The organism is Candidatus Rhabdochlamydia sp. W815 (assembly GCF_018642185.1).
In the GTDB taxonomy this organism is placed as follows: domain Bacteria; phylum Chlamydiota; class Chlamydiia; order Chlamydiales; family Rhabdochlamydiaceae; genus Rhabdochlamydia; species Rhabdochlamydia oedothoracis.
Map to the genome: position 1 here is coordinate 1 of NZ_JAAVTY010000171.1, position 1,673 is coordinate 1,673.

General features: G+C 33.2%; 2 protein-coding genes. One reads left to right on the top strand and one right to left on the bottom strand.

Annotated features, from left to right (window positions below; genetic code table 11):
* Positions 1-89: 89 nt before the first annotated feature.
* Complete coding sequence (locus RHOW815_RS08900; RefSeq protein WP_256439931.1) at positions 90-212, top strand: hypothetical protein; 123 nt, start codon at positions 90-92, stop codon at positions 210-212.
* Between the two features lie 103 nt (positions 213-315).
* Here RHOW815_RS08900 and RHOW815_RS07995 read toward each other — a convergent pair whose 3' ends face one another.
* A complete protein-coding gene (locus tag RHOW815_RS07995) occupies positions 316-1,200 on the bottom strand; it encodes a glycosyltransferase family 17 protein (protein WP_215217768.1) in 885 nt (294 codons plus the stop codon).
* Between the last annotated feature and the right edge of the window lie 473 nt (positions 1,201-1,673).

The following is a 1,673-nucleotide window of genomic DNA, read 5'->3' on the forward strand; positions in this document are numbered from 1 at the left end:
GCAACTTGATGTTAATTTCCGAGAGGATTTAAGTCGTGTTAGAAAAGGAAATGGAGCTGAAAATCTATCTATAGTTCGACGGAGCTACTTTGAATCTTTTACAAAAAGATAAGACAAGCAAGGTCAGTTTACATAAACGGCGCTTCATTGCATCATGTCGTAAAGATTATTTATTAGATCTGGTAGGTGCAAAGGAAATTCTTCATGCGTAAGCCCTGAGAGCATAACAGGCAAAAAAGTATTAAAATAGCGCTCATAGCATAAAATCTTTAAAAACTTAAGATCGATCTTCTGATTCTAACTTTTCTCTAGCACTTACTCTGCAATAAATCCCATTGATCTAAGGTGCTTCATATTTTTTTTCATATATTCAGGAAAATCGTTAGGATACTCACTATCAACAGGGATGATCTCTTGTGCTTGAATCCAGATTTCTATTTCTTCATCTGAAAGCGAATCTACATTTTCTTTATCTCTACCTTCTACAATACTAAGTAACTTCTGTCTAGTCTTATCTTTACCTCCCATACAGGTAAAATGCCATCCCCCATCCATAATTTGAAAAAAGTTCCAGCGGTTATCTCGAAAGAACTGAATTCCCTTCCTTTTAACAGTATCATATAGAGTAGCAACGGTCCCTACCCATCGACCCCCATTAAGTTCACTTTTTCTATTGAGTTGATACATAAATAAAGGCATTTCAAGAGCTATTGCATCTGGTGGATTTTTTATGACTAGCTTTTTGGGCTTTCTTGTTTCTCTATAAAATAGCCACCTAAGCGTTTCTAAAGCCTGTACTCGAGGAATCTCATCGAGATCGGAAATCATAATAATATCCCAATCATTGCACTGCTGTAGACCTTTTATGATGCATTTTCTTTGAAAATTCTCTCTATCCCAACAAAGCCCTGTTGCAGGATCCATTGTATTTGAAGCTAGACGTTCATCGACAATGACATGTTTGATTTTAGGTAGATACTTTTCAAAAAGATGTTGGTTTTCTTGAAAATACAAAGGCTTAGGTTCCCCTCTTTGTGTTTCAACCGATTCTACCAATACAAAATAATCCACGTGATCATTGAGTTCTTCTAAACGCATCTTTAAAAGTTCTAACTCATTAAAAAAGGTAAAACAATCATATATCTTGCTGTAAGACGGGATACAAGTGCATAAAAAAGTAAAAAGGAAAATAAAATACATATCTATTTGCTCATAAAAAATTCATTCCATGAAGCTATCAGAGCAATCAAAAAAAATAAAGATTATTTTAAAAAAAGAAATAGATCTCTAAAAAAATAGTTATTCTTATTAACAGATTTTAAAGATGTGTATTTAAAAATTTATAAGATCTTAGAAAGATTTTTTGGTTATATATCTTATTGCTATTTTATTTATGGTTTTTTCTCCATTTTAGGTAATCCTAAACATGTAATGCTTAATATGGCCCTTTCAACATCGAAGTGCACAAAAAAGAACATATAAATACTTGAAAAAACATCTATTGTGCACCCGAGCATAGCATGTTTGTAGATAATCTCCTAAACACTTCTAGTGGAGTCTCGAGGTTGAGAACCTTGTCTAGGTCTGTTATTTAGTAAAGTTTCCACCCTTTCCATATCCTTGGAAGTCGTATCTAAAAAGCTTTGTGTTTTAGGAAAATATTGCCTAACTAG